This is a genomic window from Streptomyces sp. NPDC006309 (genome assembly GCF_040613095.1).
Taxonomy (GTDB): domain Bacteria; phylum Actinomycetota; class Actinomycetes; order Streptomycetales; family Streptomycetaceae; genus Streptomyces.
Genome location: NZ_JBEXRO010000029.1, coordinates 23,082 through 45,096 on the forward strand (window position 1 = coordinate 23,082; position 22,015 = coordinate 45,096).

Annotated in this window: 23 protein-coding genes; 12 read left to right on the forward strand and 11 right to left on the reverse strand. The window is 73.7% G+C overall.

Going from position 1 to position 22,015, the window contains the following annotated elements:
* Positions 1–123 precede the first annotated feature (123 nt).
* From ABZ117_RS29220 to ABZ117_RS29240, 5 genes are all read left to right on the forward strand, one after another.
* Positions 124–1,659, forward strand: coding sequence for a zinc ribbon domain-containing protein (locus ABZ117_RS29220; RefSeq protein ID WP_356824872.1), 1,536 nt, complete (start codon positions 124–126; stop codon positions 1,657–1,659).
* A gap of 37 nt (positions 1,660–1,696) precedes the next feature.
* The gene (locus tag ABZ117_RS29225; RefSeq protein WP_356824874.1) at positions 1,697–2,080 is read left to right on the forward strand and encodes a hypothetical protein; all 384 of its coding nucleotides are present in this window, start codon (positions 1,697–1,699) and stop codon (positions 2,078–2,080) included.
* Between the two features lie 15 nt (positions 2,081–2,095).
* Positions 2,096–2,800: a hypothetical protein gene (locus tag ABZ117_RS29230; protein ID WP_356824876.1), complete on the forward strand. Its 705-nt coding sequence runs from the start codon at positions 2,096–2,098 to the stop codon at positions 2,798–2,800.
* 109 nt (positions 2,801–2,909) lie between these two features.
* Entirely contained in the window at positions 2,910–3,935 is a 1,026-nt protein-coding gene (locus ABZ117_RS29235) for an ATP-binding cassette domain-containing protein (protein ID WP_356824878.1), read from the forward strand.
* Positions 3,932–4,753: an ABC transporter permease gene (locus ABZ117_RS29240; RefSeq protein WP_356824880.1), complete on the forward strand. Its 822-nt coding sequence runs from the start codon at positions 3,932–3,934 to the stop codon at positions 4,751–4,753. The genes ABZ117_RS29235 and ABZ117_RS29240 overlap by 4 nt, the downstream gene beginning before the upstream one ends.
* Positions 4,754–4,766: 13 nt before the next feature.
* Here the strand turns inward: ABZ117_RS29240 and ABZ117_RS29245 are convergent, their stop codons facing one another.
* Complete coding sequence (locus tag ABZ117_RS29245) at positions 4,767–8,021, reverse strand: BTAD domain-containing putative transcriptional regulator (protein WP_356824882.1); 3,255 nt, start codon at positions 8,019–8,021, stop codon at positions 4,767–4,769.
* 22 nt (positions 8,022–8,043) lie between these two features.
* Positions 8,044–8,571, reverse strand: a complete 528-nt coding sequence (locus ABZ117_RS29250; protein WP_356824884.1) for a DUF6578 domain-containing protein — start codon at positions 8,569–8,571, stop codon at positions 8,044–8,046.
* A gap of 107 nt (positions 8,572–8,678) precedes the next feature.
* Here ABZ117_RS29250 and ABZ117_RS29255 point away from each other — a divergent pair, with 107 nt between their 5' ends.
* Positions 8,679–9,479, forward strand: coding sequence for a site-2 protease family protein (locus tag ABZ117_RS29255; protein WP_356824886.1), 801 nt, complete (start codon positions 8,679–8,681; stop codon positions 9,477–9,479).
* Here the strand turns inward: ABZ117_RS29255 and ABZ117_RS29260 are convergent.
* The 3 genes from ABZ117_RS29260 to ABZ117_RS29270 all read right to left on the reverse strand — a co-directional run bounded on the left by ABZ117_RS29260 (position 9,469) and on the right by ABZ117_RS29270 (position 11,540).
* A complete protein-coding gene (locus ABZ117_RS29260; protein ID WP_356824888.1) occupies positions 9,469–9,660 on the reverse strand; it encodes a hypothetical protein in 192 nt (63 codons plus the stop codon). The genes ABZ117_RS29255 and ABZ117_RS29260 overlap by 11 nt on opposite strands.
* A 64-nt stretch (positions 9,661–9,724) precedes the next feature.
* Positions 9,725–10,429: an NADPH-dependent F420 reductase gene (gene npdG, locus ABZ117_RS29265; RefSeq protein WP_356824890.1), complete on the reverse strand. Its 705-nt coding sequence runs from the start codon at positions 10,427–10,429 to the stop codon at positions 9,725–9,727.
* A gap of 37 nt (positions 10,430–10,466) precedes the next feature.
* Positions 10,467–11,540 carry a sialidase family protein gene (locus tag ABZ117_RS29270; protein WP_356824892.1) on the reverse strand — a complete coding sequence of 358 codons (1,074 nt, stop codon included), beginning with the start codon at positions 11,538–11,540 and terminating at the stop codon, positions 10,467–10,469.
* Positions 11,541–11,648: 108 nt separating this feature from the next.
* On the opposite strand from ABZ117_RS29270, the gene ABZ117_RS29275 reads away from it, so the two are divergent.
* On the forward strand, positions 11,649–12,251 hold the full coding sequence (locus ABZ117_RS29275; protein WP_356824894.1) for a hypothetical protein: 603 nt from the start codon (positions 11,649–11,651) through the stop codon (positions 12,249–12,251).
* A 588-nt stretch (positions 12,252–12,839) separates the two neighbouring features.
* Here the strand turns inward: ABZ117_RS29275 and ABZ117_RS29280 are convergent.
* Entirely contained in the window at positions 12,840–13,073 is a 234-nt protein-coding gene (locus ABZ117_RS29280) for a hypothetical protein (protein WP_356824896.1), read from the reverse strand.
* 58 nt (positions 13,074–13,131) lie between these two features.
* On the opposite strand from ABZ117_RS29280, the gene map reads away from it, so the two are divergent.
* On the forward strand, positions 13,132–13,989 hold the full coding sequence (gene map, locus ABZ117_RS29285) for a type I methionyl aminopeptidase (protein ID WP_356824898.1): 858 nt from the start codon (positions 13,132–13,134) through the stop codon (positions 13,987–13,989).
* A 97-nt stretch (positions 13,990–14,086) separates the two neighbouring features.
* On the opposite strand, the gene ABZ117_RS29290 is transcribed toward map, so the two are convergent.
* Positions 14,087–14,284, reverse strand: coding sequence for a hypothetical protein (locus ABZ117_RS29290; protein ID WP_356824900.1), 198 nt, complete (start codon positions 14,282–14,284; stop codon positions 14,087–14,089).
* 116 nt (positions 14,285–14,400) lie between these two features.
* Positions 14,401–15,048, reverse strand: a complete 648-nt coding sequence (locus ABZ117_RS29295; protein WP_356824902.1) for a PhzF family phenazine biosynthesis protein — start codon at positions 15,046–15,048, stop codon at positions 14,401–14,403.
* A 133-nt stretch (positions 15,049–15,181) separates the two neighbouring features.
* Here ABZ117_RS29295 and efeO point away from each other — a divergent pair, with 133 nt between their 5' ends.
* The 4 genes from efeO to ABZ117_RS29315 are packed head-to-tail and all read left to right on the forward strand — an operon-like array spanning position 15,182 to position 19,431.
* Positions 15,182–16,327, forward strand: coding sequence for an iron uptake system protein EfeO (efeO, locus tag ABZ117_RS29300; protein WP_356824904.1), 1,146 nt, complete (start codon positions 15,182–15,184; stop codon positions 16,325–16,327).
* A gap of 16 nt (positions 16,328–16,343) precedes the next feature.
* Entirely contained in the window at positions 16,344–17,603 is a 1,260-nt protein-coding gene (efeB, locus tag ABZ117_RS29305) for an iron uptake transporter deferrochelatase/peroxidase subunit (RefSeq protein ID WP_356824906.1), read from the forward strand.
* A 3-nt stretch (positions 17,604–17,606) separates the two neighbouring features.
* The gene (gene efeU, locus ABZ117_RS29310) at positions 17,607–18,479 is read left to right on the forward strand and encodes an iron uptake transporter permease EfeU (protein WP_356824908.1); all 873 of its coding nucleotides are present in this window, start codon (positions 17,607–17,609) and stop codon (positions 18,477–18,479) included.
* Positions 18,439–19,431 (forward strand): hypothetical protein, encoded by a 993-nt coding sequence (locus ABZ117_RS29315; protein WP_356824910.1) that lies wholly within the window; start codon positions 18,439–18,441, stop codon positions 19,429–19,431. Before efeU ends, ABZ117_RS29315 begins: the two co-directional genes overlap by 41 nt.
* Positions 19,432–19,476: 45 nt before the next feature.
* Here ABZ117_RS29315 and ABZ117_RS29320 read toward each other — a convergent pair whose 3' ends face one another.
* From ABZ117_RS29320 to ABZ117_RS29330, 3 genes are all read right to left on the reverse strand, one after another.
* The gene (locus ABZ117_RS29320; RefSeq protein WP_356824912.1) at positions 19,477–20,214 is read right to left on the reverse strand and encodes a bifunctional DNA primase/polymerase; all 738 of its coding nucleotides are present in this window, start codon (positions 20,212–20,214) and stop codon (positions 19,477–19,479) included.
* A 152-nt stretch (positions 20,215–20,366) separates the two neighbouring features.
* Positions 20,367–20,981 (reverse strand): TetR/AcrR family transcriptional regulator, encoded by a 615-nt coding sequence (locus tag ABZ117_RS29325; protein WP_356824914.1) that lies wholly within the window; start codon positions 20,979–20,981, stop codon positions 20,367–20,369.
* Positions 20,982–21,012: 31 nt separating this feature from the next.
* Positions 21,013–22,014 (reverse strand): small ribosomal subunit Rsm22 family protein, encoded by a 1,002-nt coding sequence (locus ABZ117_RS29330; RefSeq protein ID WP_356824916.1) that lies wholly within the window; start codon positions 22,012–22,014, stop codon positions 21,013–21,015.
* Between the last annotated feature and the right edge of the window lies 1 nt (position 22,015).

Here is a 22,015-nt window from a genome sequence, read left to right on the forward strand (position 1 = left end):
GGGTAAGGGGAATCGTCGAACCCCACGTAACGGAGTGGCCTCGAAAGCGCTGCCGGGGCCTCCCGGACCCGCGTGAGTGGTGCACTTGACGATGTGGGACGTCTCACATCCGGGGGAGCGACGATGGCCCAGACGCAGACCACCTGTCCCGACTGCTCCGCCGCCACCGTGCCGGAGGCCGCCTTCTGCGGCGGCTGCGGGGCCACCCTGGCCGTCGCCGGACCGGCGCCCACGGCGCGCCCGGCACGCGGCCTCGCCGTTCCCCGCTGGACCGGCGGCCGGGACCTGACCCGGTACATGTGCGCGGCCGTCTTCCTGGACCGGAGTTATGCCGACTCGCTGATCAGGGACATCGCCGCCGAACCCCATCTGGGTGTGGCACCGGCTCCCGGGTGCGACGTGCCCGTGGTCCTGCGGTACGCCTACGAGGCCAACGCGCGGCGGCACGCCAGGGACCTGCTGCTGGCGGCCGAGTTGTTGATCCTGGCCATCGGGCTGCTGGTGCTGCACAGCGGCACGGCCGTCCTCCTGATGCTCCTGTTCGCCTGGCTGACGACGCTGGTCTTCGCCCTGTCCACCCAGTACGGCGAGCGCCTCCAGCGGCTGCGGCCGGACCGGTTCGACCCGGCGCAGGCACCCCCGCCGCCCAACGAGTCCGCCACCCGGCGGCTGCGTCAGATCGACGAGTACGCGCACGGCAACCTCACCGTCTACAGCGGCTACTCCCCGTTCACCGGCTACGGCCAGGAACTCGACTCGTGGTCGCTGATCTTCGACGTGACCGCCTCCGGACGCGAAGGCGTACGGCCACGGGAGTTCGACGTCGCGGACCTGTACGCCCACATCGCCCGGCGGGTCGGCGAACTGTCCCTGCCCTGCCTGGAACTGGAGGAGCGGGTCTTCGTGGAGGGGACGGCGCTGCTGGGCGACACCCGCTTCCTGCCGGACCCGCTCGGCCGCCCCGCCGCCCGGATCGGCCCCGACCGGCTGGACGCGCTGAAGCGGGCCCCGGAGGAGACCGCGCGCGTCTACCTCGTCACGCACTCCTCGGGCTGGGGCGGCGAGCTGATCACCTCGATGTTCCTGCGGCTCGTGCGCTCGGACTCCAACCTGTTCGTGGAGGCCCTGCCCACCGTGCTGTGCCCGCTGCTGGACCGCTACCGGACCATCGACAGCCTCATGCCGTACCCCTCGCCACGCCAGTTCCTCACCATGGTGTTCCAGGCCCTGGCCAGCACACCGTTCGTGCTGCTCGCCTCGCCGCCGCGCGCGGTCATGGGCTTCTTCCCGGACTTCCGGCTGCGCGGCCGGCTGAAGAAGCAGCACCGGCAGATCACCCGGCTCAGGATGTTCGACTACGGGGCGCGCGACAGCGTGCGGCAGCTCGCCTCCGCCACGGACCACCGGCGGTACTTCCAGAAGGTCGACTCCGGCATGGTCCTCAAGACCGTCGAACGGCGGATCCTGGACGCCCTGGTGGAGTTCGCCCTGGAGCACGACATCGACGCCGGCGACCTGATCAGGCGTCAGGAGACCATCATCAACAACGGCATCATCGCCACCGCGGGGGCGAAGGTCGAGTCCAGCTCGGTCGCCTCGGGCGACAGGTCCCGCATCTCGACCATCCTCAGCAGGATCCCGCGGCCCAACACGGACTGACGGCGACGGCACACCGAACGGACGAACGGGGACCGGCATGGACGGACGCAGCAACGACGGCGTCATCGCGACGGGGAACGCGCAGGTCAAGAACGCGGTGGTCGCGAGCGGCAGCAACGCGCGCGTCGACTTCCGGGTCACGGAACGGGCGGCGGCCGAGGCCGCCGACGGCCCGGTGGCGACCCCGCAGGAGATCAGCGAGCTGCTGGCCCGGTTCATCGAGGAGCTGCGCGGCTCGGACCACCCGGAACGGGAGGACCTGGCCGAGTTCGCCGAGGACGCGCGCGAGGAGCTGGCCGCGCCGGAACCCCGCAGGGGAAAGCTCCGCCGGGTCGCGAGGGCGCTGGTGGAGGCCGTGCCCGGCGTCACCGCGCTGGCCTCCCTCGCGGTGACGATCGAAGAGGCCGTCCGGGGCCTGTAGACGGAGGACGGGGTCATGCACTTCTGCGTTCACTGCGGCGCGCGTGTCGAGGACACCGCGCGGCCGGACTGTCCCCGCTGCGGGGCGCCGTACGCCGCCGGGGAACCGGCCGAGGCCGCCGGCCGGGGCACATATCTGCGGGTGGGCGCCACGCGGCTGCCGGGCTGGCTGCCCTGGGCCCTGGTGGCCGTCCTGGCGGCCGGTGGCGTGACGCTCGCGGTGACCGTCGCCGACCGCCCCGGCACCCCCTCGGCGGGCGGCTTCCCCGCCGCCGTGGTCTCCCCCGGCTCCACCTACGACGGTCCGGACGCCACCCCGTCCCCCTACGACGGCGGGAACGGCACGGCGGAGACCTACCCCGCCGACAGCTCCCCCTCCTACGGCGGCGGCGCCTCGGACACCGCGACACCCGAGCCCACGGCCGGCGTCCAGGACGCGCGCACGGTCGTGACGACGTACTACGACTACATCAACGCCGGGAACTACTCGGCGGCCTGGGACATGGGCGGTTCCCACCTGGCCCCGGGCACCTACTCGGACTGGGTGGCGGGCTTCGCCTCCACGGCGCACGTGGACGTCACCGCCACCGACGACGGTTACGGCGAGGTGAGCGTCGACCTCCGGGCGAGCCAGCACGACGGCAGCGTGCGCGAGTTCCGCGGCACCTACACCGTGGCGGGCGGGGAGATCGTCAGCGGCCACATCCAGCAGGTGCCGTAGCGGGTGCCGTGGCGGCCGGCGGAGCGCCTGCAGGCCGCCGACAGACGCCGGGCGGGAGTGTAGGCCCTCTGTCGGCCGTTTGTCGGTGGGCCCTGGCACTGTCCTCCCCATGACACGCATCGACGACAACCCCGCAGGCGTGGCCCACGCCGTGACCGTACGGGGACTGGTCAAGCACTACGGCGAGACCAAAGCGCTGGACGGTGTCGACCTGGACGTGCGCGAGGGCACCGTGATGGGTGTGCTCGGGCCGAACGGCGCCGGCAAGACCACCCTCGTACGCATCCTGTCCACCCTGATCACCCCCGACGCCGGACGGGCCACCGTGGCCGGTTACGACGTCGTCCGCCAGCCCCGGCAGCTGCGCCGGGTCATAGGCCTCACCGGCCAGTACGCCTCGGTGGACGAGAAGCTCCCCGGCTGGGAGAACCTCTACCTGATCGGCCGGCTGCTGGACCTGTCCCGCAAGGACGCCCGCACCCGCGCCGACGAACTGCTGGAGCGGTTCTCGCTGACCGAGGCGGCCCGGCGTCCGGCGAGGACCTACTCCGGCGGCATGCGGCGCCGGCTGGACCTCGCCGCCTCGATGATCGGCCGCCCGGCCGTGCTGTACCTGGACGAGCCGACGACCGGCCTGGACCCCCGCACCCGCAACGAGGTGTGGGACGAGGTCAAGGCGATGGTCGGCGAGGGCGTCACCGTGCTGCTCACCACCCAGTACATGGAGGAGGCCGAGCAGCTCGCCTCCGAGCTGACCGTCGTGGACCGCGGCCGGGTCATCGCCAATGGCGGGATCGAGGAGCTGAAGGCCCGCGTCGGCGGACGCACCCTGCGGGTCCGCCCGCTGGACCCGCTCCAGCTGCGGCCCCTCGCCGTCATGCTGGACGAGCTGGGCATCACCGGGCTCGCGACCACCACCGTGGACAGCGAGACCGGCACCCTGCTGGTACCGGTCCTGAGCGACGAGCAGCTGACCGCGGTGGTCGGCGCCGTCACCGCACGCGGCATCACGATCTCCGCCATCACCACCGAACTGCCCAGCCTGGACGAGGTGTTCCTGTCCCTCACCGGCCACCGTGCCAGTGCCCCGCAGGACGCCGTACCCGCCGACGACCGTCAGGAGGTCGCCGTATGAGCGCCGCCACTCTCGCGCCGGCCGCGCACCCGGCCGACACGCCCATCTCGCTCCGCGCCCATCTGCGCCACACCGGCGCGCTGATCCGCCGCAACCTGCTGTGGATCCGGCAGGACCCGGAGTCGATGTTCGACGCCATCCTGTTCCCGGTCGTCTTCACGCTGCTGTTCGTGTACGTCTTCGGCGGTTCCATCGGGCAGTCGCTGGGCGGCGGCCAGGACCGGTACGTCCAGTACGTGGTGCCCGGACTCATGGCCATGATGGGCATGAACATGGCCCAGGGCGTGGGCACCGGCTTCAACCAGGACTTCAACTCCGGTGTCATGGACCGTTTCCGCTCGCTGCCCATCGGGCGCGGCTCCGTGCTCTTCGCGAAGATCGCGGTGGAGCTGATGCGGATGCTGTTCGCGACGGCGGTCCTGATGGTGGTCGCCGTCCTGGTCGGCTACGACATCAAGCACTGGAGCGGCCTGCTCGCCTCCGTGGCGCTGTCCGCGCTGTTCGGCTCGGCGCTGATGTGGGTGTTCCTCACGCTCGGCGTGATGATGAAGAGCGCGCAGTCCGTGCAGGCCATGGGCTTCCTCGTGCTGATGCCCTTGCAGTTCGGCTCGTCGATCTTCGCGCCGACCGCCTCCATGCCGGGCTGGCTCCAGTCGTTCACCGACTACAACCCGCTCTCCGCGCTGGCCGACACCGCCCGCGGCCTGATGGAGGGCGGCCCGGTCGCCCACCATCTGTGGGTGACGCTGATCTGGTCGGTGGGCCTCACCGCGGCCATGGCGCCGGTCGCGATCCACAAGTTCCGTACGAAGAGCTGACGTTCACCGGCGCTCACACCAGGGCGGTGGCCTCCACGAGGGAGAGGCCACCGCCCTCGGCGTACGCGGCCGCGTACCCGGGGCCGAGCGCATCGCGGACGCGGGCCTCCGTCATGTCGTACGCCCGCTGCTCCGCGCGGGAGGCGACATGGCCGGGCGGCAGCAGTGCCCGGGCCGCGCCCAGACAGCGGGCGGCGTCCGAGGTGCGGCTGCCGCCGGCGCCCTCGCCGGCGCCCGTGAGGGCCATCGCGGCGAAGGTCAGGCACAGGGATGCCTGATGCGGGGCGATGGCCTGGGAGAGCGGGTCGGCGGCCAGCCGCAACGCCCTGCGGACCCGGGTGAGGGCCTCCTCGGTGCGCCCGTCCAGGGCGTCCAGCCAGGCCTGCTGGCCGACGATCATGGCGTCGAACACGACGAAGTGCGCGACCGGCAGCTCCTCGCGCAGCAGCCGCAGCTGTTCGCGCGCCTCGGCGGTACGGTCGGTCAGACCGAGCCAGGCGGCGAGGAGCAGCCGGGCGGCGGGCATCGCCTCGTGCAGGGTGCCGGCCTCGCTGTCGATGACCTCCCGGAGCAGCCGCTCGCCGCGCTCGGCCTCGCCCGACTCCAGGAGCACGCCGCCGAGCCGGGCGCGGAGCACGGCCATCTGGGCGGGGGCGCCGAGGCGTTCGGCCTGCTCGATGGCCGCCCGGTAGTCGGCGGCGGCCTCCTGGCAGGCGCCCTTGCGTTCGTGGGCCTCGCCGCGGGCGGACAGGGCCTCGGTGGTGCCCCAGGCGTCACCGAGGCGGCGGTAGATCTCCAGGGACTCGTCGGCGTCACGGGTGGCGTCACCGGCCCAGGCGGTCCGGTTGGCGAGAAGACCCGCGCGCATTTGCAGCGCGCCGGCCAGCTCCCACTCGTAGCCCGGGGTGTCGCGGCAGGTCCGCACGCAGGCGTCGACGATCGTGAGCAGGCGCTCCGCGTGGCCGGTCAGCAGCTCGGCGAAGAACCACAGCATGCCGGGGGCCCGGCAGGTCTGCGGCAGGCCGGGCTCGTAGACCCGGGTGACCGCGTGCAGCTTCGCCTGCGCCGCGGGCGTCTGCCAGGTGTCGATCTCGGTGTCCATGCAGGCCAGGTGGGCCAGATGGACACCGCGCCGGGCCTCGGCGAGGTCCTCGCCGGCGTACGGGGGCGGGGTCTCGGTGCAGCGCCGCCACACCGGCCGGGCGCGGCGCACCGGCTCGGCGAACGGGTCGGGGCCGAGCGCCATGACCTCCTGGCACCAGGTGCGGGTCTCGATGCGCTGGTCGCGCATCTGCCAGAACCACACCAGGGACAGCACCAGGCACAGCCCCTCCTGCTCGTCGCCCAGGGCGACCGCGAACCGGAAGGCGGTGCGCAGGTTCTCGTACTCCAGCTCCAGCCGGTCGATGGCGGCCCGCTGTTCGGGTCCGCGCAGCAACGGATCGGTGGTGCGGGCGAGTTCCCGGTAGTACGTCAGGTGTGCGCGGCCGGCCCCGGAACGGCGGCCGGTCTCGGCGAGCCGCTCCGCGGCGTACTCGGCGACCGTCTCCAGCAGCCGGTAGCGCATGCCGCCGCCGGGCGACGGGGCGGCCACCACGAGGGACTTGTCGACCAGGGAGCCGAGGGCGTCCAGGGCGACGGGCCCGCACACGGCCTCGGCGGCGGCCAGGTCGCAGCCGCCGGCGAAGACCGACAGCCTCGCCAGCACGTCCCGTTCGTCCGCGTCCAGCAGCTCCCAGGACCAGTCCACGACGGCGCGCAGGGTCTGCTGGCGGGGTAGCACGGTGCGGCTGCCGGAGGTGAGCAGCCGGAAACGGTCGTCCAGCCGGTCCGCTATCTGGCGAGGGGTCAGCATGCGCAGCCGGGCCGCGGCCAGTTCGATGGCGAGGGGCAGCCCGTCCAGCCGGCGGCAGATCTCCGCGCACGCCTCGGGGTCGTCCCCGACCCGGAATCCGGGGCGGGCCGCCGCGCCGCGCTCGGCGAGCAGCCGCAGCGCGACCGGCTCGGGCAGCGGCTCCACCGGCCGGACCAGCTCCCCCGGCACGCCCAGGGGTTCGCGGCTGGTGGCGAGGACGATCAGCTCCGGGCAGCGGGCCAGCAGCCGTTCGGCCAGCCGGGCGGCGGCGTCGACGACGTGCTCGCAGTTGTCCAGGACGATCAGCATCCGGCGCCGGGCGCAGTGCTCCACGAGCCGTTCGAGGGGGTCGCCGTGCCGGTCGGCGACCGCGCGCATGGTCTCCACGCCGGCGCCGTGCAGCACGGTCTCGCGGGCGCCGATCGCGGTGAGCACGGCCTGCGGCACGGCGTCCGGGTCGTCCACGGGGGCCAGTTCGGCGAGCCAGACCCCGTCCCGGACGGTGTGCCGTACCGCCGCCCCGGCCTCCTGGGACAGCCGGGTCTTGCCGGCGCCGCCGGGCCCGAGCAGGGTGACCAGGCGGTGCCTGCCGAGGTCGGCGCCGAGGGCCGCGAGGTCGGCTTCCCGGCCGACGAAGGAGGTGAGCCGGGCGGGCAGGTTGCCCGGGCCCGCCGCGGGCCGCGCGTCCACGGGCTCCTCCACCAGCAACTCGGCGTGCAGAGCGCGCAGTTCGGGGCCGGGGTCGGAGCCGAGCCGGTCCGCGAGGAGCCGTCGTACGTCCTCGTAGGCGGCGAGTGCCCGGGCCGGGCGGCCGGTGTCGCGCAGGGCGCGCAGCCGCAGCGCCTGGAGCGGCTCGTCCAGCGGGTGGGCGTCGCACAGGGCGGTCAGCTCGGGCAGCGACCGCTCGGCCCGGCCGAGAGCGAGGGCGGCGGTGTGCCGGGCGCGCAGGGTGTCGAGGCGGCGGGCGTCCCAGCGGGCCGCCTCCGCGGTGCGGTCGGGCAGGTCGGCGAGGGCCGGGCCGCGCCACAGGGCGAGGGCGTCGTCGAGGACGGCGGCGGCCTTGGCCGGGTCGCCGTCGGCGAGCGCGCGCAGCCCGTCGCCGGTCAGCCGGTCGAAGCGGGCGAGGTCGATGTCGTCGGGCGCGGCGGTGAGCCGGTAGCCGCCGTCGGCGGAGGCGACGGCGGAGGCGCCGAGGGCCCGCCGCAGCCGGCCGACGAGCGCCTGGAGGGCGCCGGCGGCGTCGGCGGGCGGATCGTCCCCCCAGACCTCGTCCACCAGCACGGCCACGGGCACGGTCCGGCCGGCCCGGAGCGCGAGCACGCTCAGCAGGGCACGCAGCCGCGCCCCGCCGACCGGGACGGCCGTACCGTCGGGGCGGTGGGCCTGGGTGGTGCCGAGCAGCCGATAGCGCACGGGTCCATTGTCCCTGCGGCGATCAGCGGCGGTCACCGGGTTCGTCCGGCGTGGCGCCGGGGTCCTCGGGGGTGACGTCCCCGACCCCCGTGACGTCCAGCGTGACGAGGACGCCCTCGGTGCGCCGGACTCGGTGAGGGCCCGGTTCCCGGCCGGGTTCCTCGCTCTCGAACCACTTCGGGCAGGCGGTGACGGGCTCCAGGGTCCATGCGCCGGGCACCTCTTCCATCCGGTAGGGGGACGGCAGCAGGACCACTCCCCCGGACTCCGGGTCCGGATCCAGGGCGCGGTCGAGCCGCTCGCGCAGGCGCGGGTCGGTGTGGACGAGGTACTCCTGGTGCACCAGCTCGATGGCGTGGACGCGGCCGAGCGCCTCCCACTCGGGGCCCAGGTGGTTCTCCACCCGGGCCTCGGCGCCGTACCCGGTGTTCTCCCGCCGCTCAGCCTCGCCGTAGGCGGCGAGCCGCCAGGCCACCTCGTCCCCGACCGCGAACGGCGTGCCGCAGCACTCCATCTGCCAGTTCTCGTAGAACACCCTCGCGCGCGCCATTCCCCCACCTTCCAGGAACCGGACGGCCACCGCGAGACGTTTTCCCCACGGGCCCGCGGCCGGTACGGTCGCCTGACCGACCGTCCCCGCCCTCCAGGAGCGCGCCCATGACCACCGTCACCACCCGCCACGGCGACCGCAGGGTCAGTCCCGTGTTCGTCGGGATCCTGGCCGTGACGGCGGTGACCGGCTGGGCCACCTGGACCGGGTTCGCCGCGCAGCCGGGCATAGCGGTGTTCCTGTTCGTGACCGCCGCCTGGATCGTCTCCCTGTGCCTGCACGAGTACGCGCACGCCCGCACCGCCCTGCACAGCGGGGACATCTCGGTCGGCGCGAAGGGTTATCTGACGCTCAACCCGCTGAAGTACACGCACGCGCTGCTGAGCATCGTGCTGCCCGTGGTGTTCGTGATCATGGGCGGGATCGGTCTGCCGGGCGGCGCGGTGTTCATCGAGCGGGACCGGATCCGGGGCCGGTGGCGGCACAGCCTCATCTCGGCGGCCGGCCCGCTGACGAACGTGCTGTTCGCGGCCGTGTGCACGGCCCCGTTCTGGCTGCACGCCCTGGACGGCGTGCCCGGGACGTTCCGGAACGCGCTGGCGTTCCTGGCCCTGCTCCAGGTGACGGCGGCGATCCTGAACTTCCTGCCGGTGCCGGGCCTGGACGGCTACGGCGTGATCGAGCCGTGGCTGTCGTACGGCGTCAAACGCCAGGTGGCGCCGTTCGCGCCGTTCGGGCTGCTGTTCGTGTTCGCGGTGCTGTGGCTGCCGTCGGTCAACGGCGCGTTCTTCGACGTGGTCGACACGATCCTGCGCGGCCTGGGCGTGGACGGCTTCTCCCGGTACTGCGGCGAGGTGGTCTACCGCTTCTGGGAGGACAGCCCGGAGATCTGCACGCTCAGCTCGTGACGGACGTGCCGCCGCCCCCGGCGGGCCGGCCGCGCTTCACGTAGTACCAGGTCATGTTGGACGTCACACCCGCCAGCAGCACCCAGACGACGCCCAGCCAGCTGCCCTGGACGAACGAGACGACCGCCGCGGCCACGGCGAGGAGGCAGACGATCAGGGAGTAGAGGGCGATGCGGGGCATGGGGGTCGGCTCCTTGCGGGGGACACTGCTTCGACGACCAGTGTCCCCCATGGGCCGCCCGGTCTCACACGTCGGTGATGCGGAGCCCGGCGTGCGCCTTGTACCGGCGGTTGACGGAGATCAGGTTCGCGACCAGCGACTCGACCTGGTGGGCGCCCCGCAGGCGGCCGGCGAAGACACCGCGCATGCCGGGGATGCGCCCGGCCAGCGCCTGCACGATCTCCACGTCGGCGCGCTCCTCGCCGAGGACCATCACGTCGGTGTCGATCCGCTCGACCTCGTCGTCCTGGAGCAGGACGGCCGACAGGTGGTGGAAGGCGGCGGTGACCCGGGAGTCCGGCAGCAGGGCGGCGGCCTGCTCGGCGGCGCTGCCCTCCTCGGGCTTGAGGGCGTAGGCACCCTTCTTGTCGAAGCCGAGCGGGTTGACGCAGTCCACGACGAGCTTGCCGGCCAGTTCCTCGCGCAGGCCCTTCAGCGTGTCGCCGTGGCCGTCCCACGGCACGGCCACGATCACGATGTCGCTGCGGCGCGCGGTCTCGGCGTTGTCCGCGCCCTCGATGCCGTCGCCGAGTTCCGCGGCGGCGGCCTCGGCACGCTCGGCGGACCGGGAGCCGATGATCACCTTCTGGCCGGCCCGGGCGAGCCGGTGGGCGAGGCCCTTGCCCTGCGGTCCGGTGCCGCCGAGCACGCCGACGACGTACCCGGAGACGTCGGGCAGGTCCCAGGGGTCCTTGGCGGGGGCCTTCTGTGCGCTGTCGGTAGAGGTCATGGCCCGACTCTACGTCCGCCTCCGGGCCGCCAGCGGCTCAGGTCAGCCGCTGTACGGGCACCCGGCGGAAAGTGATCGTCTCGTAGGCGCCGAAGTCGCCGGTCTCGTACAGGAGCCCGACCGTGTGCCGGTCGACGCGGACCAGGTCGGAGTAGGCGGCGGGCAGCCCGTCGACGGTGAACGCGGTGCGCCAGGTGGTGCCGCCGTCGGCGGAGGCGCGGATGGTCATCAGGGCGCGGGCGGCCGGGTCGGCCGGGCCGGAGAAGAGGAGCAGGTCGGGGTCGCGGAGCTGGAGGACGGAGGCCTCGCAGACGGGTGCGCTCAGCCCGGCCTGCGGGCGGAAGGGCTTCACGAGGGTCCGGCCGCCGTCCCTGGAGTGTGCGTCGGCGCGGTTGCCGGGCGAGGGCGAGTCGTTGCGGGTGTTGAGGTAGACGCGGCCGTCGGGGAGTTCGGCGGCGGTGGTCTCGTTGACGTTGACGTAGCCGTCGGTGTTCTCGTCCACGTAGCCGAGGTACCAGCTCGCGCCGCGGTCGTCGCTGAGCAGGCAGTGTCCGCTGTTGTACCGGGCCTCGGCACCGGTGTCGGTGCCGGTGGGCGGCAGGGTGTGGTTGGCGGGGACGAGGACGCGTCCGCCGCTCAGCTGGAGGGCGTGCCCGGGGGTGGTGGCGTACCAGCGCCAGCCGGGCTTCTTCACCCGCGCGGTGATCTCCGTCGGCGCGGACCAGGTGAGGCCGTCGTCGTCGCTGTGCCGGACCCAGACGCGGCGTCCGTCGGCGTGCTTGACCTGCCCGCGCAGGATGGCGGCCTCGGTGGCCGAGGCCGCGGCGCGGATGTGCACGAGCAGGATGCGGCCGGTGTCCAGCACGACGGGCGCGGGGTTGCCGGCGAGGTTCTTGCCGTTGCTCGCCGCGACCAGCAGCGGCCCCCAGCTCCGGCCGCCGTCCGTGGACCGCTTCAGCACGATGTCGATGCGCCCGTGGTCGGCCGGGGAGTCGGCCCGGCCCTCGCAGAACGCGAGGAGGGTGCCGGCGCCGGTGGCGACGACGGCCGGGATGCGGAAGGCGGCGTACCCGTCGTGGCCCGCGCGGAAGGGGACGGTCGCGTCGGTCATGGACGGCTCCTCACTTCTGACGGAACGGGCCCCGTCCCCTTCCCCGGTCGGGCGAATTCCGGGTGAACTCCATGTCACGAACGGCCCGTTCCGGCAGGATGCGGTCGCATGGACGCCGTACGGGTCGCGCTGCTGCGGGAAGTGCTCGCCGGAACCGAGTGGCTGGGCGCCACCCGCAGATTCGCGGGGCTGCTGCGCGGGTCGGTGGTGGCGCACGGGGGCGGGCTGCTGCTGGTGGGCACGCCGGCGTACGAGCCGTGGCATCTGGCCGCGCATCTGGTGGACGAGGCCGCGTGGTCGGGCACACCGGAGTTGGCCCCGACGCTGGTACGGCACCAGGTGCGCCCCTGCGATCCCGCGCACCTGGCCGTCGGGCCGGGCCGGATCGCGGCGGCGCGGCGCGGCGACACCCTGCTGGTCGTGGCGCCCGAGGAGCCCGCGCCGCTGCTGGAGCAGGTGCACGACGCCCGGCGGGCCGGGGTGACGGTGCTGGCGCTGGGCGCGGGCGGGGGCGAGCTGGCCGCGATGGCGCACGACACGCTGGCCGTGCCCGAGGGGGCGGAGCTGGACCTGGACAGCGTGCAGCACCTGGTCAGCGCGGCGGCCGGGGAGAACCCGGCCGGGGACCGCCCGCGGGCCCGGCGTCATCTGCGGGACCGCCTGTCGAGACTGGCGGAGGCGCTGACGGCACCCCCGCCGGCCCCCTGGTGAGCCACTCGGCCCGTCGGCCGGCCGGCCGCGCGCACCGGAACCGGTCGGGCGGGGAGCGGGTGCGCGTCCGGGCACAGGACGACCCTGGTCCGGTCGCGGGGCAGATCGGGGCGCAGGACCGGGCCGGGTGTGGTCCGGCCCGGGCGGCTCCGGATGCGAGGCCGGTCAGGGCGCGCGGGCCGGAACCGGCCGGGTGCGGAGCGGGTGCGCATCCGGGCACAGGACCGGACGCGCACCGGGTGCGGGACGGGTCCCGGGTGCGGGGCCAGGCCGGGGATGGTCCCGGCCCGGGACGGCCCCCGTCCGGGCGACTCCGGATGCGAAGCCGGTCAGGCGCGCGGGCCGGAACCGGTCGGGTGCGGGGCGGGTGCGCGTCCGGGCACAGGACCGGACGCGGTCCGGGTGCGGGACGGATCCCGGGTGCAGGGCCGGGCCGGGGATGGTTCCGGCCCGGGGCGGCTCCCGTCCGGGCGGCTCCGGATGCGAAGCCGGTCAGGCGCGTGGGGCGGAACCGGCCGGACGCCATGCGGGTGCGGAGCGGGTGCGCGTCCGGCCCGGGGTGCAAGGCCGGGCCGGGGGCGGGGCGGGTCAGTCGTCCTGGGGGTTCGTGTCGGCCGGCTTGTCGTGCCAGCGCGGGTCGTTCTCCCACTGGAGGTTGCGCTCGCGGGCGGCCTCCATCGCGTGCCCGGCCTCCTGGGCGGAGGCGTACGGGCCGAAGCGGTCCTTGCCCGGGCAGTCCGGGCCCTCCTCGACCTTCTGGTGCTCCAGGCAGTAGTACCACTCGCCCGGCTTGCCGGCGGTGCGCTTCTTGAACAGGGCCATCGACAGCTCCTCTCGCCACCGTCATGTTCCCCCATGTCGGCTCGCTAGACTCGCCGGTATGTCTGGCCAGTCGCTGCTCGTACCGGGGGAGCTGTCCCCCATCCGTCCGGTCCCCGGAAACATCCGCCGCCCCGAGTACGTCGGCAAGCCCGCGCCGGCGCCGTACACCGGGCCGGAGGTGCAGACGCCGGAGACCGTCGAGGCCATGCGGACCGCCGGCCGGATCGCCGCGCGGGCGATGGCGGAGGCCGCGAAGATCATCGCGCCCGGGGTCACCACGGACCGGCTCGACCAGGTCGCGCACACGTACATGTGCGACCACGGCGCCTACCCGTCCACGCTCGGCTACCGCGGTTTCCCCAAGTCGCTGTGCACCTCGGTGAACGAGGTCATCTGTCACGGCATCCCGGACTCGACGGTCCTCAGGGACGGCGACATCGTCAACCTGGACGTGACGGCGTACATCGGCGGGGTGCACGGCGACAACAACGCCACCTACCTGGTCGGCGAGGTGGACGAGGAGTCACGGCTGCTGGTGGAGCGGACGCGGGAGGCCCTGGACCGCGCCATCAGGGCCGTCAGGCCCGGCCGGCAGATCAACATCATCGGCCGGGTCATCGAGTCGTACGCCAAGCGCTTCGGCTACGGCGTCGTCCGGGACTTCACCGGACACGGCATCAACTCCTCCTTCCACTCCGGCCTGATCGTCCCGCACTACGACAGCCCGCACGCGACGACGGTCATGCGGCCCGGGATGACCTTCACGATCGAACCGATGCTGACGCTCGGGACGCACGAGTACGACATGTGGGACGACGGCTGGACGGTCGTGACCAAGGACCGCAGGCGGACCGCGCAGTTCGAGCACACGCTGGTGGTGACGGAGACCGGCGCGGACATCCTGACCCTGCCGTGACGCCGCGCACCCGCCCTCCCCGTGAAGGCGGGCCCTGTCCTGGAGGAGGAGGGACGGCCGGGTCCCCCGCCGCGTGCGGGAGGGGACCCGGGCCGGTTCAGCGCAGGTTGTCCCTGCAGTGGGCACCGGACCACGAGATGTGGTTGTACAGCGAGCTGAGTTCGCCGGCGTACGGGCTGCACACGGCCTCGTCCTCGTCCCGGGTGTCGTGGCCGTAGGCGCTGGCCGTCGTCGCGCCGGTGGCGGCCAGGGTGACGGCAAGGGCGGCCGTGGCCAGGACTGATCTGATGCGCATGGTGCTCCTCTCGGAGGGGCGGAGTGGTCACGCCCAGAGGTCCCCGTTCGTCATCGTGCGCACACGCGGATCCACCCGAACGGGGGCGCGAAGGGCCCCCCGGACGCGCGCACGGGTCAGCGTTCGAGGAGCACGCGCCCGCCGATCTCGGTCCAGCCGTGCGGCTGCGGGGCGGTGAGGATCTGGGAGCCCGCGCCCTGGGCGATGTTCAGGGCACGGCCCAGCCGGTCGGTGAGCAGCAGCGCTGCGGCGCCCGTCGCCTCGTCCTCCCCGGCGTCCGCCTCCCCGTCCAAGAAGGCGCGGGCACGCACCCGGCCGGCCGCCTCGTCCTCCCAGGCCCAGGCGTAGAGCCCCGCCCCGGCCGGCGCGGGCGCGCCGAGCGCGTCCACCTCGGCGGCGCCGGCGTACCGGCGCAGGGTGCGCGGCGCCGCCCACTCGGCGCGGGCCTCGATCCAGCTGAACTCGCCGTCCAGCCGGGCCCCGACGGCACCGGCGGGCGTGACCAGCTCCGGCACGTCGAGCAGCCAGGCCGTGCCGACGCAGGCGTGCACGGCGAACGGCGGGCGCCGGGCGGGGGTGTAGAGGTCGATCACCCCGCGCTCGGGATCGTCCACGAACACGGTCGTACCGAAGCCGAGTTTGGCGGCGAAGGCCTGCCGCTCGTCGCTCTCCGGCATCCTCGAGCCGTCGCGGACGACACCCAGCTCCTTGCCGTACCCGCCGTACGGCCCGCAGAAGACCCGGAGTACGTCGTATGCAGTCACCGGGAGATTCAATCACCGACTCCGTACCGACCGTGATCTTCCGGTGAGAGCTGAATCACGACCCGCACGGTTCTGAGTGAGGTAAGCCTCATGTAAGTTAGGGCAGCCTCACCAATGAGATCCGGGAGCCTGCATGCGAGCCGTCCGACTGACCGTCACCGCCGCCGCCACCGCGGCCGCTCTGACCGCCCTCTCGGCCTGCACCGCGAAGAGCGAAGCCAAGGACGGCGAAGCCGTGCGGGTCACGGCCGCCGACTCCACGTGCGAGACCTCCACCAAGTCCGTGCCGGCCGGCCAGGTGACGCTGAAGATCGAGAACAAGGGCTCCCAGGCGACCGAGGTCGAGATCCTCTTCCCCGACGACCGCATCGTCTCCGAGAAGGAGAACATCGGGCCGGGCACCCGGTACACGCTCACCGCCGAGGTGAAGGCCGGATCGTACGAGGTCGCCTGCCGGCCCGGCATGAAGGGCCACGGCATCCGGCAGAAGCTCACCGTCACCGGTGCCGGCGGCAGCGCGCGGCGCGACCCGAAGCTGGACACCGCGGTCGCCGAGTACCGCCGGTACGCCCAGGACCAGGCCGACGAGACGCTGCCGCGGACCGAGACGTTCGTGAAGGCGGTGAAGGCCGGCGACCTGGACGCCGCGAAGAAGGCCTTCGCCCTCTCCCGCCTCGGCTGGGAGCGCACCGAGCCGGTCGCCGAGTCCTTCGGCGACATCGACCCGAAGGTCGACGCCCGCGAGGACGGCCTGGAGGACGGCCAGAAGTGGACCGGCTGGCACCGGCTGGAGAAGTCCCTCTGGCACGACAAGAAGACCGGCGCCGAGGAGAAGGCCCTCGCCGACCGGCTGGTGACGGACCTGGAGGACTGGCAGAAGCGGGTCGGCAAGGCCGAGATCACCCCGACGTCCATGGCCAACGGCGCCAAGGAACTGCTCGACGAGGTCGCCACCGGCAAGGTCACCGGCGAGGAGGACCGCTACGCGCACACCGACCTCGTCGACTTCAAGGGCAACGTCGAGGGCGCCCAGAAGGCGTACGAGCTGCTGAAGCCGGTCGCCGCGCACAACGACCCGGCGCTGACCCGGGAACTGGACAAGCAGTTCAGGACCCTGGACGCGCTGCTGGACACCTACCGCACGAATCCGGCCGACAGGACGGGGTACGACTTCGTCTCCTACGACAAGGTCGGCAAGGACCGCCGCAAGGAGCTGTCGGACGCCGTCAACGCGCTCGCCGAGCCGCTGTCCAAGCTCGCCGCCGCGGTCGTGAAGTAAGCAGAGGGGCAGGGCGATGACCGAGACCCAGGGCAGCACTCCGTCGCGTCGCGCGCTGATCGGCTGGGGCGGGGCCGGGCTCGCGCTCGGGGCCGCCGCGGCCGGCGGCACGGTGGCGATGACCAGGGCGGGCGACGACGTGGACCCGGTGGCCGCCGAGACCGGCGGCGCGGTGGAGTTCCACGGCGTCCACCAGGCCGGCATCGCCACACCGGTCCAGGACCGGCTCCACTTCGCCGCGTTCGACGTGAAGACCGACGACCGCGACGCGTTCGTGCAGATGCTGAAGGACTGGACGGCGGCGGCCCGGCGGATGACCGCGGGCAAGGCGGTCGGCGAGGGCGCCTACGGCGGGCTCGCCGAGGCCCCGCCGGACGACACCGGCGAGGCACTCGGGCTCAAGCCGTCCCGGCTGACGCTGACCATCGGGTTCGGGCCCTCCCTCTTCGACCGGTTCGACCTGAAGGACAGGCGGCCCGAGGCCCTGGTCGACCTGCCCGCGTTCCCCGGCGACAACCTGGACAGGTCCCGCACCGGCGGCGACCTGTGCGTCCAGGCCTGCGCCGACGACCCGCAGGTCGCCGTGCACGCGATCCGCAACCTCGCCCGCATCGGCTTCGGCAAGGTCGCCATCCGCTGGTCGCAGCTGGGCTTCGGCAAGACGTCCTCGACCACCCCGGGCGCGCAGACCCCGCGCAACCTGATGGGCTTCAAGGACGGCACCCGCAACATCGCGGGCACCGAGACCGACCGGCTGAAGAAGTTCGTGTGGGTCGGCGACGGCGACGGCGACACGCGGACGGACTGGATGACCGGCGGCTCCTACCTGGTCGCCCGGCGCATCCGCATGAACATCGAGACCTGGGACCGCAGCTCCCTCCAGGAGCAGGAGGACGTGTTCGGCCGGGACAAGCGCGAGGGCGCCCCCGTCGGCAAGGCCCACGAGCACGACGAGCCGTTCCTGAAGGCGATGAAACCGGACGCGCACGTGCGGCTCGCCCACCCCGACTCCAACAACGGGGTCACCATCCTGCGCCGGGGCTACTCGTTCACCGACGGCACCGACGGCCTCGGCCGCCTCGACGCGGGCCTGTTCTTCCTGGCCTACCAGCGGGACGTGCGCAAGGGCTTCATCCCGCTCCAGCGCAAGCTGTCGGCGCACGACGCGCTCAACGAGTACATCCAGCACGTGGGTTCGGCGGTCTTCGCGGTGCCCCCCGGCGTCCGGGACTTGGGCGACTGGTGGGGCCGCACGCTGTTCTCGAAGGAGGCGTAGCCCGTGTTCTCCAACTACCTGATCGGCCTGCGCGAGGGACTTGAGGCGTCGCTCGTCGTCTGCATCCTGATCGCCTACCTGGTCAAGACCGGCCGCAGGGACGCCCTGAAGCCCATCTGGACCGGCATCGGCATCGCGATCGCCATCGCCATGGGCTTCGGCTTCGCCCTGGAGTTCGGCTCCCAGGAGCTGACGTTCCAGGCGCAGGAGGCGCTCGGCGGCTCCCTGTCGATCCTCGCCGTGTGCCTGGTGACCTGGATGGTGTTCTGGATGCGGCGCACCGCCCGGCACCTGCGGTCGGAGCTGCACGGCAAGCTGGACGCGGCCCTCGCCCTCGGCACGGGCGCGCTCGTCGCCACCGCGTTCCTCGCGGTCGGCCGGGAGGGCCTGGAGACCGCGCTGTTCGTGTGGGCGTCGGTGCACGCGGCCTCCGACGGCACCCCGCGCCCGCTGGCCGGCGTCGCCCTCGGCCTCGCCACGGCCGTCCTCCTGGGCTGGCTGTTCTACCGCGGCGCCCTGAAGATCAACCTGGCGAAGTTCTTCACGTGGACCGGCGGCATGCTCGTCGTCGTCGCGGCGGGCGTGCTGGCGTACGGCTTCCACGACCTCCAGGAGGCCGGCTGGGTCCCGGGCCTGACCCACCTGGCCTTCGACATCAGCGACACCATCCCGCCGGACAGCTGGTACGGCACCCTGCTGAAGGGCGTGTTCAACTTCCAGCCGGACCCGACGGTCGTCCAGGTCTCGGTGTGGGCGCTGTATCTGGTCCCGGTGCTCGCGCTGTTCCTCTCCCCGGTAGGGTTCGCCTCCGGAAAGGGGAAGGTGAAGCAGCCGGATGACCAGGGAACGCAGCCGTCGACGGCTTCGCAGGCGTGACCGGAACGCACTCATAGCGGCCTCACTGACCGCTATGTCGGTGACGGCGAGCGGCTGTGTGGTGGTGCACGGGGAACGTGTGGTGCTGCCGGCCGCCACCCGCGCCGAGGCCGCCAGGGCGCTGACCGCGTTCACCGACGCGTACAACAAGGCCGACGAGGCCTACGACAGCTCCCTGGACGCGCCCTACGTCACCGGTGCCGTCGCCGACATCGACTCCGCGCGTTTGAGGGCCGGGCACACCAACAGCCCCTCCGGGAACGCCCGGCACGCCCCGCTCGCTCTGACGGACGTCACGTACACCATCCCGAAGAAGGCCGGCTGGCCGCGCTGGTTCGTCGCCGACGCCCGGAGCAACAAGGGCGGTGCCGTCCGCTGGGTGCTGGTGTTCACCCGCCACGGCCAGGGCGAGCGGTGGCAGGTGGCGTACCTGACGCTCATGGCGCCCGGCGCCGTACCGAAGTTCCGTACGGACGAGGACGGCTGGGCCGAGGCCGTACCGGCCGGCTCCGCGGGGCTGGCCGTGCGGCCGGACGCGTTGAGCGCCGCGTACACGTCGTACCTCAAGAGCGGCGGCGGGACCTTCGCGGACGGCCGCGACACCAGCGTGCTGCGCGCGGAACGCAAGAAGGCGGCCGAGAAGCCCGGCCTGGTCCGCCAGTTCATCGACGAGCCGCTCACCCACGGCGACTACGCGCCGCTCGCGCTGCGCACGTCGGACGGCGGGGCGCTGGTGTTCTTCACCACCCACCACTTCGAGAAGCGGACCGCCTACCCGGGCGCGAGCGTGCCGATCCCGGGCAAGGACGTCCGGGCCCTCGTCAAGGGCGAGGTGAAGCAGTCCCTGACGCTGGAGTCGATGGCCGGCGAGGCCGCGCTGGACCCGCCCGCCGGCGGCCCGGTACGGCTCCTCGGCCGCGTCCAGGGCCTGACGGGCGGAGAGGGGTCCTGACCGCGCAGGGCCCGTGCACGCCGGCGCGGGACACGGCCGGTGGGGTCAGTGGCGCGGGGGCCAGGCCGCGGCCGGGTGGGCGGGCTCCTCGGCCGCGTAGCGGGCGCACGCGTCGGTGAGCGCCTCCAGCAGGGTCAGCGGGTCGGGCAGCGGCTGCTCCGGGCCCCGCACCCAGCGCACCCGGAGGTCGTCACCGGGGAGCCGGGCGGGCGGCACGAGGACGTAGGAACCGCGGCAGTGCCAGCGCAGGCCCGGGTGCTCGTCCATCGTCTCGGGGTGGCAGTCCAGCTCGCAGGGCCACCACTCGTCCTCGACCTCGGGGGTGCCGCGGGTGAGGGTGAAGAACAGCATGCGTCCGTCGTCGCTCTCGGCGACCGGGCCGACCTCCACATTCTCGCCGAGCAGCCGCTCCATGGCCTCGCGGCCGGCCTCCAGGGGCACGTCCAGGACGTCGTGCACCATGCCGGTGGCGGTGATGAAGTTGGCCTGCGGCTGGTGCCGGGCCCAGCGTTCGATCTGGCCGCGCTCGGTGGTGGACTGGGTCTGCCAGGCGAACGACACGGGGTGCCGGGCCGGGGTGGGACAGCCGACGCGGTCGCAGGAACAGCGGTAGCCGGGGGCGGGGTGCGCGGCCGGGGCCAGCGGGAGGCCCGCTCCGGCGGCGGCGAGCAGCAGGGCCTCACGGCCGTCGTCGCCGGCCGCGGCTCCCTTCGGGCGGCGCCCCGGCAGCCACCGGGAGAGTTTGCCCTGGAGACCGGTCCGGCCGCCGAACGTCGCGCTCATCTGTCCCCTTCGCCTCGCTGTGTGCGGACAGCATGCCTCATCGCCCTATCTTCCCTCCGCCCCGGGGGCCCCGGGGACAGTTCCGGCCCAACCGGGCGAGACAACCCTCACAGCCCGCCCGGACCCCGCCCCGGCGGGGCGGATGCCGCGGCTCAGCGGGGTGCGATGCCGTGCAGCGCGTACTCGACCAGGGTGTCCGTGTACGCGTACGAGAGCGGCCCGGTCCGCTGGAGCCAGCGCTGCGCCAGCGGCGAGACGAACAGCTCCAGGGCGATCCGCGGGTCGACGTCGGCCCGTACCGCTCCGGCGTCCCGGGCCGAGCGCAGCCGGTCGGCGTACAGCCGGAGCTGCGGTTCGAGGAGCTTCGCCACGAACTGGCGGCCGAGCTCCTCGTTGACCAGGCCCTCCGCGGCCAGCGCCCGCGAGGGCGCCTCGAAGCGCGGGTCGAGCAGTTCGTCCACCGTGGCCCGGAGCACCGCCTTGAGGTCGGCGGCCAGGTCACCGGTGTCGGGGATCGCGTACGGCTGCTGCCCCGCCGCCTGGGCCGCCTGCCCGGTGAGGTCCAGGAACGCCTCCAGCAGCACGTCCGCCTTGGACGGCCACCACCGGTAGATCGTCTGCTTGCCGACGCCGGCGCGGGCGGCGATCGCCTCGACGGTGGTCCTCGGGTAGCCGACCTCCCCGACCAGGGCGAGGGCGGCGGCGTGGATCGCCCGGCGGGACTTCTCGCTGCGGCGGGCGGCGTCGGGGACGGACTTGTCGACCATGGGACCGAAAGTAACAAGGGGCGGCGGCGGACTACGACACGGAGCCGTCCGGCGGCCACGCATCGCCCCAGTCGGTGTCCCGGGCCGCCCGGTACAGCTCGCCGTGGCGCTTGGTCACCGTCGTCCGGGTCAGCCGCTCGTCGGCCTCGCACAGATCGAGCAGCACCTGCCCCTTGCGGATCTGCGGGCGCCGGACCACGCGGGCGGGGGCCGGTGCGGCGGGCAGCCGGGTGGCGGCGACGTAGGCGAACTTCTCGTCCTCGTACGCCAGCGAGCCTCCCTTGACCTGGCGGTGCAGGGAGGAACGGCCGACCCGGGCGGAGAAGTGGCACCAGTCGGTGCCGGGCGCGATCGGGCAGGCGGCGCTGTGCGGGCAGGGCGCGGCGACACGGAAACCGGCCCCGATGAGCCGGTCGCGGGCCTCGATGACCCGCTCGTAACCGGCGGGGGTGCCGGCCTCGACGATCACGACGGCCTGCGCGGCGCTCGCGGCGGCGTCGACGAGGGCGGCCCGGCCGGCCGCGTCGAGTTCGTTGAGGACGTACGACACCGTGACCAGGTCGGTGTCGTCCAGGGCGAGGCCGGCGCCGATCCGGGCGCGCTGCCAGCGGGCGCCCTCCAGGGCCGGGTTCGCGGCGGCCAGCTCCCGGCCGAGGGCGAGCGCGGGCTCCGCCCAGTCCAGCACCGTCACCGGGCGGGTGCCGTCCCAGGTGGCGGTGACGGCCCAGGTCGCGGCGCCGGTGCCGCCGCCGACGTCCACGTGCCCGGCGGGCACCCAGCCGGGCACGGCGTCGGCGAACGCCGCCAGCGCCGAGCGGACCGCCTCGAAGGTGGCCGGCATCCGGTAGGCGGCGTACGCGGCGACGTCGGCGCGGTCGCGGAGGATCGGCGCGTGGGTGGGGGTGTCGCCGCGGTAACTGGCGATCAGCCGCTCCACGGCTCCGGCGGCCCGCGAGGGCGGCAACCCGGCCAGCAGCCCGGCGAGGGCGGCACGCAGAGTCTCGGCCGGGGACGGGGATACGGGGTGGTTCACC

Excerpts from the sequence above, each read along its gene's own strand:
- ABZ117_RS29250 (WP_356824884.1), bottom strand. The coding sequence starts at position 8,571 with ATGGCGCGCGCGAGGGTGTTCTACGAGAACTGGCAGATGGAGTGCTGC.
- ABZ117_RS29320 (WP_356824912.1), bottom strand. The coding sequence starts at position 20,214 with ATGAGCGCGACGTTCGGCGGCCGGACCGGTCTCCAGGGCAAACTCTCC.
- ABZ117_RS29260 (WP_356824888.1), bottom strand. The coding sequence starts at position 9,660 with ATGCCCCGCATCGCCCTCTACTCCCTGATCGTCTGCCTCCTCGCCGTG.
- ABZ117_RS29230 (WP_356824876.1), top strand. The coding sequence starts at position 2,096 with ATGCACTTCTGCGTTCACTGCGGCGCGCGTGTCGAGGACACCGCGCGG.
- ABZ117_RS29225 (WP_356824874.1), top strand. The coding sequence starts at position 1,697 with ATGGACGGACGCAGCAACGACGGCGTCATCGCGACGGGGAACGCGCAG.
- efeB (WP_356824906.1), top strand. The coding sequence starts at position 16,344 with ATGACCGAGACCCAGGGCAGCACTCCGTCGCGTCGCGCGCTGATCGGC.
- ABZ117_RS29280 (WP_356824896.1), bottom strand. The coding sequence starts at position 13,073 with ATGGCCCTGTTCAAGAAGCGCACCGCCGGCAAGCCGGGCGAGTGGTAC.
- ABZ117_RS29270 (WP_356824892.1), bottom strand. The coding sequence starts at position 11,540 with ATGACCGACGCGACCGTCCCCTTCCGCGCGGGCCACGACGGGTACGCC.
- ABZ117_RS29255 (WP_356824886.1), top strand. The coding sequence starts at position 8,679 with ATGACCACCGTCACCACCCGCCACGGCGACCGCAGGGTCAGTCCCGTG.
- ABZ117_RS29325 (WP_356824914.1), bottom strand. The coding sequence starts at position 20,981 with ATGGTCGACAAGTCCGTCCCCGACGCCGCCCGCCGCAGCGAGAAGTCC.
- npdG (WP_356824890.1), bottom strand. The coding sequence starts at position 10,429 with ATGACCTCTACCGACAGCGCACAGAAGGCCCCCGCCAAGGACCCCTGG.
- ABZ117_RS29315 (WP_356824910.1), top strand. The coding sequence starts at position 18,439 with ATGACCAGGGAACGCAGCCGTCGACGGCTTCGCAGGCGTGACCGGAAC.
- ABZ117_RS29290 (WP_356824900.1), bottom strand. The coding sequence starts at position 14,284 with ATGCGCATCAGATCAGTCCTGGCCACGGCCGCCCTTGCCGTCACCCTG.
- efeO (WP_356824904.1), top strand. The coding sequence starts at position 15,182 with ATGCGAGCCGTCCGACTGACCGTCACCGCCGCCGCCACCGCGGCCGCT.
- ABZ117_RS29275 (WP_356824894.1), top strand. The coding sequence starts at position 11,649 with ATGGACGCCGTACGGGTCGCGCTGCTGCGGGAAGTGCTCGCCGGAACC.
- ABZ117_RS29235 (WP_356824878.1), top strand. The coding sequence starts at position 2,910 with ATGACACGCATCGACGACAACCCCGCAGGCGTGGCCCACGCCGTGACC.
- ABZ117_RS29220 (WP_356824872.1), top strand. The coding sequence starts at position 124 with ATGGCCCAGACGCAGACCACCTGTCCCGACTGCTCCGCCGCCACCGTG.
- map (WP_356824898.1), top strand. The coding sequence starts at position 13,132 with ATGTCTGGCCAGTCGCTGCTCGTACCGGGGGAGCTGTCCCCCATCCGT.
- ABZ117_RS29240 (WP_356824880.1), top strand. The coding sequence starts at position 3,932 with ATGAGCGCCGCCACTCTCGCGCCGGCCGCGCACCCGGCCGACACGCCC.